The organism is Acinetobacter sp. GD03645, assembly GCF_029845285.1.
Lineage (GTDB): Bacteria > Pseudomonadota > Gammaproteobacteria > Pseudomonadales > Moraxellaceae > Acinetobacter > Acinetobacter corruptisaponis.
Map to the genome: position 1 here is coordinate 16064 of NZ_JAOCLL010000025.1, position 17341 is coordinate 33404.

Here is a 17341-nt window from a genome sequence, read left to right on the forward strand (position 1 = left end):
ACAGCTCAACGAGGGCGGCATCCATGCCGCCTTTGCACCAGCGACTCTTATCGAGAGTTTAAGTTTTTAACTCATATCAGCAAATATTTACGAGAGTTTAAGTTAGAGCCTTAACCTTATTTCCGCTATAATCATTGCTCTCATTTATTGATTGGGCGAATGCAATTCGCCCCTACGCTGATTCATGCCTGATTTTTCATTTTCTGATGCACTCCTGAGATGGTTCGACCAACATGGTCGCCATGACCTCCCTTGGCAAATTGCCGATGACCCCTACAAGGTCTGGGTCTCAGAAATCATGCTGCAACAGACACAGGTCAAAACTGTACTGCAATACTTTGACCGTTTTATTGAACGATTTCCGACTGTACAGAATTTAGGCCAGGCCAGTTGGGAGGATGTTGCACCCTATTGGGCAGGTCTAGGCTACTATGCCCGCGCACGCAACCTGCATAAAGCCGCAGCCATCGTCAGCCAGCAAGGCAAATTTCCAGAAATGCTGGAACAATGGATCGAACTTCCAGGCATTGGCCGCTCCACTGCGGGCGCACTGATGTCGCTGGGTTTAAGACAATATGGTGTGATTATGGATGGCAACGTGAAACGGGTATTATCCCGTTTCCTTGCCATCGAAGATGACCTGTCCAAACCCCAAAATGAACGCAAGCTATGGGAGATTGCCGAGCAGCTTTGCCCTGAACAGCGCAACCATGACTATACTCAGGCGATCATGGATTTGGGCGCAACGATTTGTACCCCGAAAAAACCCCTATGCCTGTACTGCCCGATGCAGCAACATTGTCAGGCCTATCAACAAGGACTTGAACAGGAACTGCCCTTTAAAAAAGCCAAGAAACCTGTTCCTGTCAGGACGGCTGATGTGGTTGTGATCCAGTCGGGTGATCAATGGTTATGGCAGCAACGTGAGGCACATGGGTTATGGGGCGGATTATATTGCCTGCCAATCATTGAGCAGGCAACCGAATTACAACAGATTGAGCAGCACTTTAAGCTGCAAGCTCAAGTATCATCGTTGCAGATTAGCCATAGTTTCACTCATTTCACATGGTTGCTCAATGAAAAACTGTTCCACGTGGAACATGACCAAAAAGAACAGCTCAGCATTGAACTGAATGGGATATGGCTCATTCCAGAAGCCGCGGTTGCCAAAGGCATTCCAACCGCCATGAAAAAATTGATTACAGCAAAACAAAAGGCCTAAAACCTGCATGCTGTAAATTCGAACGCAAGGAGTTTGTGTGCGTTACCCGATTTCCTATACGGTTCTTGCCCTATTGATGCTGATCCTTTCAGCCTGTACCACTGCACCAAAGAAACCAGTACCCTTGCCCAATGCACAGGTGAACAAGCTCAAAATGATGCGTCTGGACAGCCGCCTGCCTGTTCCTGTCAAGGGCGTGAGTCGCAATGAATTACGTGATACCTGGGGTGCGGCACGAAGTCAGGGTCGCAACCATGAAGGCATTGACATCATGGCGGAGCGTGGCACCAGAGTGTATAGTGCCACTGAGGGCTTAGTGGCTGATTTACGTAATAATAATCTAGGCGGTAAGGTGATCTGGATTCTTGGCCCTTCTGGTTCATGGCATTATTATGCACATCTGGACGGTCACAAACATGGTCTCAGTGTCGGGGATTATGTACGCAAAGGGGACCTGATTGGCTATGTAGGCAATACAGGCAACGCCCGCCACACTGCCCCACATTTACACTATGGCATTTATCTCAATGGCAAAGGGCGTGGCGCAGTCAATCCATACCCATATTTACGTTAGGAACACAGCATGTCGGAAGCATTGATTGAACATCTGGTTGAATTTGCAGAATCGGGTAATCAGCAGAAAATCATCATCAATGGCACCAGCTATCAGGGCTGGATCATGGAAATTACCGAAGATGCCCTACTGATCAGTACAGGTTTTGCAGATAAATCAGGCAAGGACTTTTGGCTTAAATTTAATGATTTAAACACAGCGGAATTGTATTATTGGGATACCCGTCAAGATGACTGGGTCACATTCAAACTCTAAATTTTTCCCTGATAACAACAATAGGAAGCATCCAATATGACAATTCAACGCTGTGGCTGGTGTTCCTCTGATCCGCTCTATATCGCCTACCATGATGAAGAATGGGGCAAGCCCGAGCATGATGAAGCGCGGCTATTTGAGATGCTGTGCCTGGAGGGCCAGCAGGCGGGATTGTCATGGATTACCGTGTTGAAAAAACGTGAAAGCTATCGCTCACATTTCTTTCAATATCCCATCACACAGGTGGCTGCCCTGACCGATGAGCAACTGGAAAATAAGCTGAGTGATGCAGGCCTCATCCGTCATTTAGGCAAATTAAAAGCCATTCGGGATAATGCGATTGCATGGCTCAAGCTTAAGGATGAGGTGGATGATGTCTCCACTTGGCTTTGGAGTTTTGTGGATCATCAAACACCGAATAATGATGTGCTGAATTACCGCGAGGCACCTGCCCAGACGGAAATCAGCCAGAAGTTGTCCAAAACCTTAAAAAAACGTGGTTTTAAGTTTGTTGGGCCAACCACCTGCTATGCTTTTATGCAAGCCGTGGGCATGGTCAATGACCATGAAAACCACTGTCAATTTAAATAATCCATTCTTTATAAAAGGAAAATAATAATGACCAATAACCAGATTCGTGCCTATGCCGCCATGCAGGCGGGTGGCAAACTCACACTTTGTCAATTTGATGCAGGCGACTTACAAGCGCATCAGGTTGAAGTCAAGGTTGAATACTGTGGCTTATGCCATTCTGATGTCTCGGTGATTAATAATGAATGGCGTTCAACCCAATATCCTGTGGTTGCAGGACATGAAATTATTGGAACGGTGGTTGCCCTAGGATCAGAAGCCAAAGGATTGCAAATTGGCCAGCGTGTTGGCATTGGCTGGACAGCCGAAAGCTGCCAGACCTGTGACCCCTGCATGGGAGGCAATCAGGTGTTATGCACAGGGAATAGCATTGCCACCATTATTGGGCATGCAGGTGGTTTTGCCGAGAAAGTCCGAGCAGGCTGGCAATGGGTCATTCCCCTACCAGAAGATTTAGCCCCTGAAAGCGCAGGTCCCATGCTGTGTGGTGGCATTACCGTATTTGATCCCTTGCTCAAACATCACATTCAGGCCACCCATCATGTCGGTGTAATCGGAATTGGCGGACTTGGGCATATTGCCATCAAACTGCTCAAGGGATGGGGCTGTGAAATCACTGCTTTCAGTTCCAATCCAGACAAAACCGAAGAACTCAAGGCAATGGGCGCTGATCATGTGGTGAATAGCCGTGATGCGCAGCAAATCAAGGCGCAACGTGGCAAGTTTGATTTATTGCTGAGCACCGTCAATGTAACGCTAAATTGGCAGGCCTACTTAAGCACCCTTGCTCCGAATGGCACCCTGCATTTTTTAGGACTCACGCTTGAGCCTGTACTTGTTGCAGTCGGTTCACTGATTGATGGTTCAAAATCGATTACAGGTTCACCGACAGGCTCACCTTTGGCCCTGCGCCAACTGTTAAAATTTGCGGCCCGTAAAAACATTGCTCCACAGATTGAACTCTATCCGATGTCGCAACTGAACGAAGCGATTGAACGGCTTCATTCAGGGCAGGCGCGTTATCGTATCGTGCTCAAGGCCGATTTCGATTAATTCAAACTGTTTCTGACCCAATCCGCCAATTGCTGAATGGCCTGGCGGATTTCATCGGTCAGGGCATGTCCTGCATTTAAACGCAGAAAATGCTGATAACGCTGATCCTCACCAAACACTTCACCTGGCACGATATTAATGCCCTGTTCCTGCGCCAGATAATACAACTCTAGCCCTGTAATCGTGTCTGGAAGCTGTATCCATAAGGCATAACCGCCCTGTGACTGACTCAGGGCAATTGGAATTCCTTTAAAGGTTTCCAAAATACAGGCCCGATATTGTTCAACCTGCTGCATCAGTTGTGGTCTTAAACGATCCAGATGTTCCCGATAACCCCGACTATAAATAAAATCAGCCAAGCCCAACTGTAGCGGTGTATTGACTCCCACATTATTTGCCAGTAATTGTGGCCTTAAATCGTCTAATTGCGGCCCCAGACAGAACCAGCCCACACGGTAAGCCGTGGATAATGACTTCGATACCGATCCGCACCAGATCACATAGCCCTGCTGATCCCAATAACGAATCGGCAAAGGCCGTTCATTCTGAAAGCTACATTCACCATAAATATCATCTTCCAGAATAAAGCACTGATATTGCTGTGCCAGTTTGGCGATCTGCTGTTTTTGCGTATTGCTCAGGCAATAGCCCAAGGGATTTTGAAAGTTGGCGGTCAATAAACACAGTTTGGCACTGCCCTGCTGCATAAAAAATTCCAGACGTTCAAGATCGATGCCACGATGATCGGCTGGAATCTCGATAATTTTACGTTTCATGCTTGCCAGCATTTGCAACTGACCATTAAAGGTCGGAGTCGGAATCAGGATGCTGTCGCCCTCTTTGCTGAGCTGCTGAATCAACAACGATAAGGCGGGCATACAGCCATTGCTAATAAAAATATCCTCACTTGCCACATAAATCCCATCTTCCCGCCAATGGTCGGACAAAGCCTGTCGAAGCTGCTGATGGCCCTGTTTATTGCAATACAAAAAATCTTCAGGCTGACAATGTTTCAATGCTCGCTGCAAGGAGCGACGCAAGCCATCCACGGGGATTAAATGTGGAGAAAGCTGAATTGCACCCAGTGGTGTGAGGTGGCTCTGGATGGAGGCAGTTTGAATCTGGTTCTGCAAGTCCAGATTGGAGACCTGTCTAGGCATCGACTCAAAAGATGGACTCTCTGGCATTGGACTTTGATATTGCCGTGAACTGACAAAATAACCTGATTTTGCCTTGGCATAGATCAGCCCCTTGGCTTCCAGCAATTCATAACATTGCTGGGCGGTACTCAGGCTGACCTTGTGCTGACGGGCAAACTCCCTCAGCGAACTTAACTTTTGCTGGGGTTGCAGTTCATGCTGATAAATCTTTTGTGCCAGTTGATCGGCCAGACGCTGATATTGAAATGTCATCTCTGTACTGCTTTTTTATAAATTTCTGTATCTGTATTGGTTTATACAACACGGTTAAGCTATCAAAATCAACATTCAAAGGATAAAATCATGAAAAATAATAGCTTATTTATATTCAGTATGGTTCTACTAATGGGTTGTCATGCGCCAGATCAAGGCGCTGAACAACAGCAAAATATCTGTAAGACTTTGGCGCAAGGTTACTTAAAAATCCAGAATCAACAGACTTATGAGTTTTGGCGGCTGGAAAAGGTGCAGACTCAGGCACAGCAAAGCACACTCAGGCTGACCTATAAACAACCAACTGAAAATGGCGTGATCATGTCGAATTTGCTGCTACCGACAGTAGAGTTTGTATGTCGCCAGCAACAGCAACGTATCACGCTGGCAATCAAGCAGCCTACAGGATCAAATGTTCAGGTACTGGAGCTACAACTGCCTCAGCAAACTATTGGCACACCGAAAAGCCGTGACTTAATTGCTCAGACAAGAACTCAATAAATAAACGGACCCGTTTCGGCAAGTGTTCCTGCTGATAATATACTGCATGGATGCTTTGATAAGAATGTTCAATCTGGTCTTCAAATAATGCCAGCAAATGTCCCTCATTCAGGTCTTTCCAGATTTCAAACTCTGACAGTCGTGCAATCCCCTGTCCACGCAAGCACAGTTGCCGTACCGTTTCGCCACTGGATGCCTTAATTTTGGGTTGAGCCAGAAAATATTCCCCGTTCACCTTAATCGGCCATTTATTAATATAGCTGGGACGGGTAAAACCAATCACCTCATGTTCAAGAAGCTCTGATGGCTGCTGTGGAGTACCGTTACGCCTGAGATAGTCTGAACTGGCCACGATATAAATTCGGCTTTTACATACCAGCTTGGCATGCAGGCTGGAATCATGCAGCTCCCCAAAACGAAACGCCACATCGGTCTTATGTTCCAATAGGTCAATCACCAGATCATTGCTATTTAGCTCGATTTCAATATTCGGGTAACAGCGTTGAAATTTCTGCACCAGTGGTGCGATCACATGCAGGATAAAGGGTGTGGCCGAATCAATCCGAATAATGCCTGAGGTGTCCTGATCGGACTTTTGTAGCGCCTCCTCAGCCGCACTGAGGTCACCTAGAATTTTACGGGCCTGCTGTAGAAACTGCTGCCCCTCCTGTGTCAATTTTAATTTTCGGGTGGTGCGTTCCAGCAAGGTGACTTCAAGTTTTGATTCCAGACGACTGAGTGAACGGCTCATGCCTGATGCAGTCTGCCCGAGTCGTTCCGCGGCGGCAATAAAGGAACCCGTATCAACAATAGTCATAAAGGCAACAAGTTCTTCCACGGTTGATTTCATTGCCTCGCCTCAATTGTTGATATTTCGTCAACTGTATTTTGCAAATTCATCTATTTTTTAGCAACAATAATCATCGCAAAATTGCAGCCATCAACAGAATAGCGAAAAAGATTAGGTGAACAGTATGCGTATTCCTCAATTTGGTTTAGGAACTTTCCGTCTTAAAGATCAGCCCGTGATTGACTCAGTTAAAACTGCGCTGGACGTAGGTTATCGGGCCATCGATACCGCCCAGATTTATGGCAATGAAGCGGCGATTGGACAGGCAATTGCGGAAAGTGGTGTGCCACGTCAGGACATCTTCCTCACCACTAAAATCTGGGTTGACAATTTTGCCCCAGATAAATTTATCCCAAGTTTAAAAAACAGCCTGCAAAACCTACATACCGATGCAGTTGACCTGACATTAATTCACTGGCCTGCGCCGCAACTCGATGTCTCGATTCCAGAGGTGATGCAGCTGCTGCTGGAAGCAAAACAACAGGGCTTAACCCAGCATATCGGGATTTCAAACTTTAATATCGCCTTGACCCAGCAAGCTATTGACAGTATTGGCGTGGAACACATTGCCACCAACCAGATCGAGTTGAGTCCGTATTTACAGAACCGTAACTTGGTGAACTATTTACGTGAACAAAATATTGATGTGACCTCATACATGACGCTGGCCTATGGCAAAGTGCTGAATGACCCGACCCTAATTGAAATTGCAACACAACATCAAGCCACCAGCGCACAGGTAGCATTGGCTTGGGCCTTACAAAATGGCTATGCCGTGATTCCATCTTCCACCAAGCGTGAAAACCTGATTAGCAACTTAAAAGCCCAAGAATTAACTTTAAGTGCAGAGGAAATGAAGTTGATCGCTCAACTGGAACGCAATGGCCGTGAAGTGAGCCCTGAACCTTATGCGCCTGAATGGGACCAATAACATGAGCAGTCGCATCAATCTTCCCTTGCTGGCTTTGGCGATTGGCGCCTTTGCCATTGGCACCACTGAGTTCTCGCCCATGGGCCTGTTGCCCAATATTGCCCATGATCTAGGCGCCTCCATTCCACGTGCGGGCATGCTGATCACGGGTTATGCGCTGGGCGTGATGCTCGGTGCACCGATCATGACCCTATGGTTTGGTGGTTTTGCCCGTCGTAATGCGCTGATTCTACTGATGGCAATTTTTACCATTGGTAACCTGATCGCAGCCTTTGCACCGAACTATATGAGCCTGATGGGTGCCCGCCTGATAACCAGTCTCAATCATGGTGCTTTCTTTGGGATTGGTTCAGTGGTGGCCGCCAGTGTGGTGCCTGCCAATAAACAGGCCAGTGCAGTGGCCACCATGTTTATGGGCCTCACCATTGCCAATATTGGAGGTGTGCCACTCGCCACATGGGTGGGGCAGAACATCGGCTGGCGCATGTCGTTCCTTGCCATTTCCGCACTCGGTATCATCACCATGCTGGCGCTGTGGAAAGCACTACCTATAGGTGCTGTAGGTCAAAAGCCCAATGTGAAAATGGAGCTTAAAGTCCTGACTCGCCTGCCTGTGGTATTGGCATTGCTTACAACAGTATTTGGCGCATCAGCGATGTTTACCCTCTATACCTACATCGCGCCAAGTCTGGTTGAGTTTAACCATGCCTCACCGACCTTTATCACCCTGATGCTGGTGTTGATCGGGATTGGTTTTTCGATTGGTAACCATTTGGGAGGCAAGTTTGCTGATATATCAGTGAATAAAACCCTGATTGGCTTTTTGGGATTATTGATTGGATTAATGCTGATTTTCCCAATGCTTGCACAAACACAACTCGGTGCGGCAATCGGTTTGGTGATCTGGGGCGCAGCAGCTTTCGCCATCGTTCCACCTTTACAAATGCGGGTGATGTCGGTTGCGCATGAGGCTTCGGGTCTGGCCTCTTCCGTCAATATCGGGGCGTTTAATCTGGGCAATGCCATTGGCGCAGCAGCAGGCGGTGCCGTACTTAGCCTTGGCCTCAACTACTCTGCGGTTTCCATGATTGGGGCGGTGTTGGCAGCGATTGGTTTAATCTTGGTATTTATCCAGATCAAATTATCCACCAAGGCAAATTCAGCATTACAGCAATGTCCTCAGAGTTAAATACCAATAAAAAAGCCTGATTGAATCAGGCTTTTTTATTTATTTCAGTAAGTCAGGCAGATGCGGTTGTGCATACAAGGGATTATTCACTTCCTTTTTCATTTTCATCAGCATTTGATACGGTTGTTGCTGCACAAACATATTCACGAAACTCAATGGAATCGAACCTGCTGGATCGGCATAACCCGTGGTGGTGACCTTGACCTTGTTGTTGCCCACGCGTTGAAAGGTCCAGTCGCCTGTATATTTGGTGAGGCGAACCACATCAGGCTGCTCAGGGTAGTTATTCTGAATGACGTTATTCTTAATACTGATGCTGCCATCCGCATTCTTGCTCATCTTGCCTTTAATGACCAAGTCACGATCTTTTAAAGGGAATGGAAAATCCAGCACCATGTACAGGATAAACTCGCCTTTCTTCTCATCACGCGACAACACCTGCGCCTTACCGACATAAGGCACCCATTGCGGTGTGCGCTCAACATCCAGCACCACCGCAACGGCACGCTCCAATGGCACATCAAAAGTGGTTTCAGCCCGATATTGAATAATTGGGTTGTTTTCTGTCTGATAGGTCCAGACTTTAATGTTATTGCGGTTTAGGCTGAGTTTGGCTGTGTCTGTTGCAGCCGTGGCTGTCAGGCTGGTGATGCTGAGAAGTGCGGCAACAATATGTTTTTTTTTCATGTCATGCTCAATTTATTTTAATGGTCGTGAGCGCCTGTTTCACCCCTACAAATGGGGGCTAATCAGGCGCTGGATAGTGCAAAAATTGATGTGTTATACCTGAATGTCGTTAAAGCCCAAAACATCTTTCATGTCATATTTACGGGCTTCACGACCCACCACCCAGGCGGCTGCACGTACTGCACCTGAAGCAAAGTTCATACGGTTGGTGGCTTTATGGGTGACTTCCACACGCTCCCCCTCACCAATAAACATCACGGTATGCTCACCCACGATATCACCCCCACGAATGGTTTCAAAACCGATAGTCTGACGGTCACGAGGACCTGTGTAGCCTTCACGACCATATACCGCCACTTCCTTGAGGTTGCGTCCCAGCGTATCCGCAATCGCCTCACCCATCATAAACGCAGTGCCTGATGGCGCGTCCACCTTATGACGGTGATGTGCCTCAATGATTTCAATGTCAACGGTATCGCCAAACACTTTTGCCGCAAGTTCCAGTAATTTAATGGAAACGTTTACACCCACAGAATAGTTCGCAGCATACACGACTGGTGTTTGTGTTGCCGTTTCATCCAGAAATGCTTTCTGTTCATCATTCATGCCTGTGGTGCCAATCACCATGGCCACACCCGCTTCGCGGCACAGCTTCAAGTGCTGTTCGGTGGCGGCTGGTGCAGTAAAGTCAATCACCACATCACAATCCTTGAGCACTTCACTCAAGCTTCCCACCACCTTGATGCCCAAACTTCCCACACCCGCAAGCTCACCTGCATCCGCACCGATCAGGCTGCTTTCAGGACGCTCAACGGCCGCCGCAAGTTGATAGCCTGCCTGTTGTACCGCCTGAATCAGGATTCGCCCCATGCGTCCGCCTGCACCCAAGATTCCAATGCGTGGAGAAGTTGACATAATTTTTTCCCAGTCTTTTATTTAAACAATTCCGCTACTATAGCAAAACTCTGTGCCTACGCTAAAAATTTCCCATAAAAAAACCTGCCGAAGCAGGTTTTTCTGTTGCCGTCTATTAATCAAATAAACGATCAAAGAATGATTTTTTCTTTGGCGATGAAGCATGACCATCACCATCAAAAGACGCTTGCAGTTCTTTCAACAATTCACGCTGACGACTGTTTAAATTAACAGGGGTTTCCACCACGATACGGCAAAGTAGATCGCCCACCATGCTGCTACGTACAGGGCGAACACCCTTGCCACGTAGGCGGAACAGCTTACCTGTCTGTGTACCTTCTGGAATTTTCAGACTAACGCGACCTTCCAGTGTCGGAATTTCAATTTCCTTACCTAAAGCCGCATCAGCAATACTGACAGGCACATCCATATACAGGTCTGCACCGTCACGCTGGAAGACTTCATGTTCACGCACCACAACCTCAACGTACAGATCGCCTGCCTGACCATCACGAATCGCCTCGCCCTTACCTGTTAGGCGTACGCGGTCGCCATTGTCCACGCCCGCTGGAATGGTGACTTCAAGGGTTTGCTGGCGGTCTGCAACGCCTGAACCATGACAGGTGTTACATGGATTCTTGATGATTTTGCCCTGACCACGACAGGTGCTACAGGTTTGCTGAACCGAGAAGAAACCCTGCTGCATACGCACCTGACCCGCACCATGACAGGTACGACAGGTTTCCACATCATTTGGATTTTTCGAACCCTTGCCATCACAGCTTTCACACGGCGCTGGCGCAGTAAAGGTGATGGTTTTCTTTACGCCCTTGACCGCTTCCTCAAGGGTCAGCTCCATCACATAACGGAGGTCTGAACCACGGCGCTGACGTTGTTGCTGGCGACCACCGCCACCAAATGCACCACCGAAGATATCACCAAACTGGCTAAAGATGTCTTCTGCGCTAAAACCGCCGAAACCACCCCCAGCCCCACCGAAACCACCCTCAAAGGCACTGTGTCCAGCACGGTCATACATGCTGCGCTTTTCACCGTCAGAAAGCACTTCATAGGCTTCCGAAGCTTCCTTGAATTTCTCTTCCGCCTCAGCGTTGTCTGGGTTACGGTCTGGATGATACTTCATCGCCAACTTACGATAGGCTTTCTTGATCTCATCATCACCTGCGGTTTTCGAAACGCCTAAAACCTCATAATAATCACGTTTAGCCATGGTTGGCGATGCTCCTCACGGAATTTATTCAAACTTAAAAAACAAATAGGCTCTGCTGACATTTTATTTCTAAAGTCAACAGAGCCTTAATAGGGGCTGTACAATACGTTTACAAGGGTGCCTGTGATAAAAAAGCGATAAATTTAAAAAACCGCTTTATTTCTAAAGTACTTGGCAATACCTTTCAGCCATGCATTCAATAAAAACAACCATGCAATCGAACTAAACACCACACCTGCGACCGTCATGGCAGTCACCCAGAGTGCACTGTTCCAGGCAAAAAAGAACAGTGGAATAAACCATAGGGCAGCAAAGAAAGCCATCAAGATAAACAGCAGCACATTACGCATAATCCAGAGTGCATGCGCATGTATCCATACTTCAGCATTATCCACAATCGCAACTTTTCGTGCCAGCAGGTATGCGAACACTGCAAACACGATTGTAAATAATGCAAGAAACATGAACACGTACGAAATCGCCACATAGCGGCGATGCTGCTCAATATTGTCTTGCCCCATGCTCTATATCACCTCATTCACCGCATTTTGCCAAACCAGTCATGCAATGAAATTCAATTATTTTTTGGTCTTAAAATATAGGTGCTACTATATTGAAATTTTCAATATTTCGCACCTTTATTCACAAAATAATTACGATAGATGTGTTGCTTTCTTGACCTTAAACCACGCTGTATAGAGCGCAGGCAGGAAAAACAGGGTCAACAGGGTGGCCACAATCAAGCCTCCCATAATCGCAACCGCCATCGGACCAAAGAAAATACTGCGTGATAAGGGAATCATGGCCAGCACCGCCGCCAGGGCCGTCAACACAATCGGACGGAAGCGGCGCATGGTGGCACCAATCACCGCGTCCCACGGTTCATGCCCTGCCTGAATGTCCTGCTCAATCTGGTCAATCAGGATCAGCGAGTTACGCATGATCATGCCAGACAGGGCAATGGTCCCGAGCATGGCCACGAAACCAAAGGGTTTATTGAACAGCAACAGAAACGCCACCACCCCAATCAGACCAAGCGGTGCAGTCAGCAAGACGATGGTCGCACGAGACATACTACGCAACTGGATCATCAACAGGGTCATGACTACCGCCAGAAATAACGGCATGCCCGCATTGACTGAGTTTTGCCCTTTGGCCGATTCCTCAACCGTACCACCAACCTCAAGTAGATAGCCATTTGGTAAATCTGCACGCAAGGTCTGCATCTTTTCCGCCAACTGCTGAACCACAGTCGCTGGTTGTAAATGGGTACGAATATCCGCTCGAACCGTAATGGTTGGCAGGCGGTTACGGTGCCAGATCAAGCCCTCTTCAAAACGTGATTCAATTTTTGCAATTTGTGCCAATGGCACGGTTGTTCCCTTGCTGGTTGGCACAGCCAAGCTGGCCAAGGAAGCCACTTCGGCCCGCTCGGTTTTATCACCACGCAAGCGGATTTCAATCAACTCACGCTTTTCGCGGTATTGATTCATCACCGCGCCTGTCACTGAGGCATTCAGGAAATTAGCTAAGTCAACACTGGAAACACCCATTTGACGCGCACGGTCCTGATCAATCTCAATGGCAATGATCTTGCTTGGTTCACCCCAGTCCAGATGTACATTGGTGGTGTTTGGGTCTTCGCTCAGCACTTTAGCCACTTTCTGTGCCTCTACCCGAACCGTTGCCAAATCTTCGCCTGAGACCCGATACTGCAATGGATAACCCACAGGAGGGCCATTTTCGAGCAAGGACACACGGGTACGTACCTGAGGCAACAACTGCTTAATTTGCGTCTCTAAAGAACGGCGGATTTCATCACGGTCATCTAAAGACGATGCCAGCACCACAAACTGGGCAAAACTGGCTTGTGGCAATTGTTGATCTAAAGGCAGATAGAAACGTGGTGAACCTGTGCCGACATAAGCCACATAGTTATCAATCCCCTTTTGCTTCGACAGGAACTGCTCCACCTTATGCACCGCCTGCTCAGTGGCAGTGAGCGATGCACCCTCCTCCAGTTTTAAGTCCACCAGAATTTCTGCACGATTGGATGGAGGGAAGAATTGCTGTGGCACCAGTTTAAACATGGCGACTGACAACACAAAAATACCCACCGTCACGGCAATCACGGTTTTACGATAGGTGATACAGATTTCCACCACATTGCGGAAAGACTGGTAAAACCTGGATTGATACGGATCATGATGCGCTCCATGTGCCTCAACCACAGGCTCAGGTTGCTTACGCAGTCGCGCCCATAGGTGTAGATACCATGCCGCTTTCTGCTGCTGTTTGGTGAAGTCAGGCAGTAGCTTCTCACCCAGATAAGGTACAAACAAAACTGCGGCAATCCATGACACAATCAGGGCAATGGTGACCACCTGAAAAATCGAACGGGTATATTCCCCTGTTCCTGACTGCGCGGTGGCAATAGGCAGGAAGCCTGCCGCAGTGATCAAGGTTCCTGTCAACATTGGAAAGGCGGTGGTTTGCCATGCAAAGCCTGCGGCCTTGAGTCGGCTATAACCTTGCTCCATTTTGATCGCCATCATTTCCACGGCGATAATGGCATCATCGACCAGCAAACCTAGGGCCAGAATGAGTGCGCCCAATGAAATCTTGTGTAGTCCAACATCAAACAGGTTCATGCCTGCAAAGGTCATCGCCAATACCAGTGGAATCGACAACGCCACCACCAGCCCCGTACGGAAACCAAGTGAGAAGAAGCTGACCAATAATACGATGATGACCGCTTCCGCCAAGACCTTTAAGAACTCGTGAATACTGCGTTGTACTGCGACAGGTTGGTCAGACACTTTTTGCAGTTTCATGCCCAAGGGTAAGGTTTTTTGCAGGTGGTTAAATTCAGTTTCAAGGTTTTTACCCAGCGCAATGATGTCACCACCTTTACGCATGGAAACGGCAATGCCAATCCCATTTTCGCCCATAAAGCGCATACGTGGCTGCGCAGGCTCACTAAAGCCACGATAGACATCAGCAACGTCACCCAATTGGATGGTTTTATCACCGACCAGCAATGGCATTTTTTTCAGGTCATCAACACTATGCAAATGTCCACTGACACGGATTTGAATACGGTCTGTGCCTGTTTCAAAGAAGCCCGCACCTGCCATGTCATTTTGCTTTTGAATCGCTTCCTGAATGGCTGTGACAGGGACACCAAGCTGCACCGCCTTGGTATTGGACAGCTCAATCCAGATTTTCTGATCTTGTAGACCCACCAGATTGACCTTGCTGACATCCTTGACCCGTTGCAGTTGCAACTGCAAACGGTCGGCATATTCCTTCATTACCGCATAGTCAAAGTCCTTGCCTGTCAGTACATAGATATTGCCGAACGTGTCGCCGAACTCATCATTAAAGAACGGCCCCTGCACACCGCTTGGCAGTTGCGAGCGAATGTCATTGACCTTTTTGCGCACGTTATACCAAACATCAGGAATTTCACTGGAACGATAAGAGTCCTTGGCAATAAAGGTGACCATCGACTCGCCAGGCCGTGAATATGCCCGAATATTTTCATATTGCCCTGTGGTCATCAGTTCTTTTTCAATACGGTCTGTCACCAGGGTTGCAACTTCCTGAGCCGTTGCTCCTGGCCAATAGGTCTGCACCACCATCACCTTAAAGGTAAATGGCGGGTCTTCGCTCTGTGACAGCTTGGAATAGGACATCACCCCAACAATGCCCAGCAACAGCATAAAGTAGAGAATGATGCCCTTATTCCTGAGCGCCCATTCTGAAAGGTTAAATTTCATAATCAGGCTCCCGCTTTTACCGTGACTTCACGATTATCACGGTCTACAGGGTGAATCTTTTGCTGGTCACGTAGCAGGTGTACACCCCCAACCACCACCCAGTCGCTCGCCTTTAAACCTGAAACAACTGGCACACTGTCACGGCCATAGGCACCCAGAGTAACGGGCACCTTACGCAGGGTTTGGTTGGCGTTCACCACCCAGACATAGGCCTGCTGGCCATTGGCAGTCACGCTGGATAAAGGCACGCTCAGGACATTGTTTTCATTTGCCACAAAGAACACCCGTGCACTTTGTCCAAGTTGAATCGTGGACTGTCCCTCAAGCAGGGAGACCTTGACAGTAAAGGTACGTGACTGGTCAGCGGCTGGTGACACCTCACGGACTTTTGCGGCAAAACGTGTATCTGGCTGTGACCATAAGGTGACCCAGGCAGGCTGCCCCACCTTGAGGGTACTGACCGCCTGCTCAGGCACACCAAACACCACCTCACGCTCGCCATCAATCGCCAGTTGATAGGCAGCCTGTCCTGCCGCCACCACTTGACCAATTTCAATATTGCGCTGGGTGATCACGCCATTTTTATTGGAGACCAACTGGTTATAGCCTGTTTGGTTGGAGGAAACCTCATAGTTTGAACGGGCCTGTTGCAGTGTTGCCTGTGCCGACTCATACTGGTTTTTAATGGCATCGAATTGCGAACGGCTCACCGCATTGACAGGCAGGAGTTGCTGATAACGCTTATATTCTTCCGATGCAATTTTTGCAGCAGCCTGTGCACTGTCCAGTTGGGCTTTGGCTGCATTCATTTGCAGCTGCGCATCTTTCACGTCCAGTTTTGCCAACACCTGCCCGACCTTAACCCGATCCCCGACATCAGCATAACGTTCGGTAATCTGTCCCCCAACACGGAATGCCAGCGCGGTCTGTTGTTTCGCCTGTACATCACCCGCATAGCTTTTCTGGTCAATATGATTGCTACTTGGCTGCGTCACCATGACATAGGGAATTTCCTCGGTCTTGGGAACCTCTTTTTGACATGCTGTTAAAGTGACACTGCTGAGTACGAGCAACCCCACAATTACATGATTTAGCAGATTCATCTCTTTTTCGCTCTTATTCAAATTGATTTTTTAAGGCACAATAGGGTCTGTTCACACTTCACAAATGCTTGCGACAGAGGATATTTTTAGTTGATACAAGGCATGTTTTGCGAAATTTAGCTTTCTAAATGAGCAGAACATAACGTAGTAGCGGCAAAAAATATCCCTGTCCCAAAGGGTTATGGCTAAAACTTCCTCAAACTTCGTTATGAAACTTGATAAGGGGGTCGCCATTACCTGCGTTTCATGCCTCGTTTGAGTTGTTTTAGCTCATAACGCAAGTCATAGATGAAGTGTCAACAGACCCTGACCATCATAAATTGTTTAATTTTTAATTAATATACTCATGAGTACATTAATTAAAAATTAAATCTAGCAACCTGATTTCTAACTGAATTAAAAGGGAACGATAACGTGCAGACAACCAGTGGTCGCCCGAAAGATTTAGAAAAAAGAGCCAAGATCTTGCAGGCTGCAAAATCTATTTTTCTAAAAATGGGCTATCACGCCACCAGCATGAACCAGATTGCCAAAGAGGCGGGTGTCACCAAACTCACGGTGTACAACCATTTTCAGGACAAGGCCAACCTGTTTACCTGTGCGATTGAGGAAAGCTGTGAGGAGTCCATTCGGGCCAAGCAGTTTGAACTCACACCTGAGTCCGACTTTAGGCAGGCATTGTATTTAATGTGCCAGCGCGCCCTAGGCATTATTTACCTGCCTGAAGCGCTGAAGCTGGATCGGGTGCTGTTTGAACTTGCCGCTGAACAAAGCCCCCTCACCCAGCAGTTTTTTGATGCCTCACACACACGTATGTGTAATATCTGGTGTGGTTTTTTTGAGCAGGCCATCACACTCAATTTTATTCAGGCAGATGATCCTCTCAAACAGACCGAACTGATCGTGGCGCTGATGCTCGGCACACGCCACCACAAGGTTTTACTGGGTCTGGATTCGGTGCCAACCACGGTTGAAATTGAGCAGATGATTGAACAGGCCATTGAACTTTTTCTGCTTAAATATCAACCTGGATTTTAAAGAAATT

General features: G+C 47.8%; 17 protein-coding genes. 9 read left to right on the forward strand and 8 right to left on the reverse strand.

Translation table 11 applies throughout. The features are described from left to right. The first annotated feature begins 184 nt into the window (after positions 1–184). The 5 genes from mutY to N5J47_RS16395 are packed head-to-tail and all read left to right on the forward strand — an operon-like array spanning position 185 to position 3695. Positions 185–1222, forward strand: a complete 1038-nt coding sequence (mutY, locus tag N5J47_RS16375; RefSeq protein ID WP_279961065.1) for an A/G-specific adenine glycosylase — start codon at positions 185–187, stop codon at positions 1220–1222. Between the two features lie 37 nt (positions 1223–1259). After that, on the forward strand, positions 1260–1796 hold the full coding sequence (locus N5J47_RS16380) for a M23 family metallopeptidase (RefSeq protein WP_279961066.1): 537 nt from the start codon (positions 1260–1262) through the stop codon (positions 1794–1796). 9 nt (positions 1797–1805) lie between these two features. Continuing rightward, positions 1806–2051: a hypothetical protein gene (locus N5J47_RS16385; RefSeq protein ID WP_279961067.1), complete on the forward strand. Its 246-nt coding sequence runs from the start codon at positions 1806–1808 to the stop codon at positions 2049–2051. A gap of 36 nt (positions 2052–2087) precedes the next feature. Next, positions 2088–2642, forward strand: a complete 555-nt coding sequence (locus N5J47_RS16390) for a DNA-3-methyladenine glycosylase I (RefSeq protein WP_279961068.1) — start codon at positions 2088–2090, stop codon at positions 2640–2642. A 27-nt stretch (positions 2643–2669) separates the two neighbouring features. Next, positions 2670–3695, forward strand: a complete 1026-nt coding sequence (locus N5J47_RS16395; RefSeq protein WP_279961069.1) for an NAD(P)-dependent alcohol dehydrogenase — start codon at positions 2670–2672, stop codon at positions 3693–3695. On the opposite strand, the gene N5J47_RS16400 is transcribed toward N5J47_RS16395, so the two are convergent. After that, on the reverse strand, positions 3692–5107 hold the full coding sequence (locus N5J47_RS16400) for a PLP-dependent aminotransferase family protein (RefSeq protein WP_279961070.1): 1416 nt from the start codon (positions 5105–5107) through the stop codon (positions 3692–3694). The genes N5J47_RS16395 and N5J47_RS16400 overlap by 4 nt on opposite strands. A 90-nt stretch (positions 5108–5197) precedes the next feature. Here N5J47_RS16400 and N5J47_RS16405 point away from each other — a divergent pair, with 90 nt between their 5' ends. After that, positions 5198–5608 carry a hypothetical protein gene (locus tag N5J47_RS16405; protein WP_279961071.1) on the forward strand — a complete coding sequence of 137 codons (411 nt, stop codon included), beginning with the start codon at positions 5198–5200 and terminating at the stop codon, positions 5606–5608. Here N5J47_RS16405 and N5J47_RS16410 read toward each other — a convergent pair. Then, positions 5556–6458, reverse strand: a complete 903-nt coding sequence (locus N5J47_RS16410) for a LysR family transcriptional regulator (RefSeq protein WP_279961072.1) — start codon at positions 6456–6458, stop codon at positions 5556–5558. The two genes, N5J47_RS16405 and N5J47_RS16410, sit on opposite strands and share 53 nt — an antisense overlap. Positions 6459–6582: 124 nt before the next feature. Between N5J47_RS16410 and dkgB the strand changes: the two genes are divergently transcribed. Further along, positions 6583–7389 (forward strand): 2,5-didehydrogluconate reductase DkgB, encoded by an 807-nt coding sequence (gene dkgB, locus N5J47_RS16415; RefSeq protein ID WP_279961073.1) that lies wholly within the window; start codon positions 6583–6585, stop codon positions 7387–7389. A 1-nt stretch (position 7390) separates the two neighbouring features. Next, positions 7391–8578: an MFS transporter gene (locus N5J47_RS16420; protein WP_279961074.1), complete on the forward strand. Its 1188-nt coding sequence runs from the start codon at positions 7391–7393 to the stop codon at positions 8576–8578. Positions 8579–8617: 39 nt separating this feature from the next. On the opposite strand, the gene N5J47_RS16425 is transcribed toward N5J47_RS16420, so the two are convergent. The 6 genes from N5J47_RS16425 to N5J47_RS16450 all read right to left on the reverse strand — a co-directional run bounded on the left by N5J47_RS16425 (position 8618) and on the right by N5J47_RS16450 (position 16296). Then, a complete protein-coding gene (locus N5J47_RS16425; protein WP_279961076.1) occupies positions 8618–9265 on the reverse strand; it encodes an START domain-containing protein in 648 nt (215 codons plus the stop codon). Positions 9266–9358: 93 nt separating this feature from the next. Beyond that, a complete protein-coding gene (gene dapB, locus N5J47_RS16430; RefSeq protein WP_267981404.1) occupies positions 9359–10180 on the reverse strand; it encodes a 4-hydroxy-tetrahydrodipicolinate reductase in 822 nt (273 codons plus the stop codon). Positions 10181–10295: 115 nt separating this feature from the next. After that, positions 10296–11411 carry a molecular chaperone DnaJ gene (gene dnaJ / locus N5J47_RS16435; RefSeq protein ID WP_267981406.1) on the reverse strand — a complete coding sequence of 372 codons (1116 nt, stop codon included), beginning with the start codon at positions 11409–11411 and terminating at the stop codon, positions 10296–10298. A gap of 143 nt (positions 11412–11554) precedes the next feature. Continuing rightward, positions 11555–11932, reverse strand: coding sequence for a hypothetical protein (locus tag N5J47_RS16440; RefSeq protein ID WP_279961077.1), 378 nt, complete (start codon positions 11930–11932; stop codon positions 11555–11557). A 132-nt stretch (positions 11933–12064) separates the two neighbouring features. Beyond that, positions 12065–15193 carry an efflux RND transporter permease subunit gene (locus N5J47_RS16445; protein WP_279961078.1) on the reverse strand — a complete coding sequence of 1043 codons (3129 nt, stop codon included), beginning with the start codon at positions 15191–15193 and terminating at the stop codon, positions 12065–12067. A gap of 2 nt (positions 15194–15195) precedes the next feature. Next, positions 15196–16296, reverse strand: a complete 1101-nt coding sequence (locus N5J47_RS16450) for an efflux RND transporter periplasmic adaptor subunit (RefSeq protein ID WP_279961079.1) — start codon at positions 16294–16296, stop codon at positions 15196–15198. A 414-nt stretch (positions 16297–16710) separates the two neighbouring features. Between N5J47_RS16450 and N5J47_RS16455 the strand changes: the two genes are divergently transcribed. Next, positions 16711–17334, forward strand: a complete 624-nt coding sequence (locus tag N5J47_RS16455; RefSeq protein ID WP_279961080.1) for a TetR/AcrR family transcriptional regulator — start codon at positions 16711–16713, stop codon at positions 17332–17334. Positions 17335–17341 lie beyond the last annotated feature (7 nt).

Excerpts from the sequence above, each read along its gene's own strand:
- N5J47_RS16450 (WP_279961079.1), bottom strand. The coding sequence starts at position 16,296 with ATGAATCTGCTAAATCATGTAATTGTGGGGTTGCTCGTACTCAGCAGT.
- dnaJ (WP_267981406.1), bottom strand. The coding sequence starts at position 11,411 with ATGGCTAAACGTGATTATTATGAGGTTTTAGGCGTTTCGAAAACCGCA.
- N5J47_RS16390 (WP_279961068.1), top strand. The coding sequence starts at position 2,088 with ATGACAATTCAACGCTGTGGCTGGTGTTCCTCTGATCCGCTCTATATC.
- dkgB (WP_279961073.1), top strand. The coding sequence starts at position 6,583 with ATGCGTATTCCTCAATTTGGTTTAGGAACTTTCCGTCTTAAAGATCAG.
- N5J47_RS16400 (WP_279961070.1), bottom strand. The coding sequence starts at position 5,107 with ATGACATTTCAATATCAGCGTCTGGCCGATCAACTGGCACAAAAGATT.
- N5J47_RS16410 (WP_279961072.1), bottom strand. The coding sequence starts at position 6,458 with ATGAAATCAACCGTGGAAGAACTTGTTGCCTTTATGACTATTGTTGAT.
- dapB (WP_267981404.1), bottom strand. The coding sequence starts at position 10,180 with ATGTCAACTTCTCCACGCATTGGAATCTTGGGTGCAGGCGGACGCATG.
- N5J47_RS16395 (WP_279961069.1), top strand. The coding sequence starts at position 2,670 with ATGACCAATAACCAGATTCGTGCCTATGCCGCCATGCAGGCGGGTGGC.
- N5J47_RS16440 (WP_279961077.1), bottom strand. The coding sequence starts at position 11,932 with ATGGGGCAAGACAATATTGAGCAGCATCGCCGCTATGTGGCGATTTCG.
- N5J47_RS16420 (WP_279961074.1), top strand. The coding sequence starts at position 7,391 with ATGAGCAGTCGCATCAATCTTCCCTTGCTGGCTTTGGCGATTGGCGCC.
- N5J47_RS16405 (WP_279961071.1), top strand. The coding sequence starts at position 5,198 with ATGAAAAATAATAGCTTATTTATATTCAGTATGGTTCTACTAATGGGT.
- mutY (WP_279961065.1), top strand. The coding sequence starts at position 185 with ATGCCTGATTTTTCATTTTCTGATGCACTCCTGAGATGGTTCGACCAA.
- N5J47_RS16445 (WP_279961078.1), bottom strand. The coding sequence starts at position 15,193 with ATGAAATTTAACCTTTCAGAATGGGCGCTCAGGAATAAGGGCATCATT.
- N5J47_RS16385 (WP_279961067.1), top strand. The coding sequence starts at position 1,806 with ATGTCGGAAGCATTGATTGAACATCTGGTTGAATTTGCAGAATCGGGT.
- N5J47_RS16425 (WP_279961076.1), bottom strand. The coding sequence starts at position 9,265 with ATGAAAAAAAAACATATTGTTGCCGCACTTCTCAGCATCACCAGCCTG.